The sequence below is a fragment of the Undibacterium umbellatum genome (assembly GCF_014284125.1).
Lineage (GTDB): Bacteria > Pseudomonadota > Gammaproteobacteria > Burkholderiales > Burkholderiaceae_D > Undibacterium > Undibacterium umbellatum.
On sequence record NZ_JACOFX010000081.1, the window covers coordinates 1 to 315 of the forward strand.

A 315-nucleotide genomic window follows, 5' to 3' on the forward strand; every position below is an offset into this window, starting at 1 on the left:
CCAGAGCAGATTGTGCTGTCAATGCACCAGCATCGATAGATACACCGACTGTTGCGTTAGCAACGTTGATGTTGTCCAGGGCACGGATAGTCAGACGTTCGATGTGCGTTGTTGTGTTAGCAGCTTGGTAGCCGTCAACCAATGCGTCAACGATGGTATCGTTCAACTGGATTTGGGACACTTGGGTAACTGCTGTGTCGTTGGTCAGTTCGATGTTACCGATGTTGCTGATACCGTTGAAGTCACCGATGGCTGCGTTTGTTGCATTGCGCAGTTCGATCACGTCGTCGTTCTTTTGGCTCAGGTTAGTCGTGT

The 315-nt window shown here is 50.2% G+C and carries 1 protein-coding gene; it reads right to left on the reverse strand.

The window, feature by feature from the left end:
- The coding region (locus tag H8L47_RS29275; RefSeq protein ID WP_186957345.1) for a hypothetical protein at positions 1-315 on the reverse strand (315 nt) is incomplete at both ends.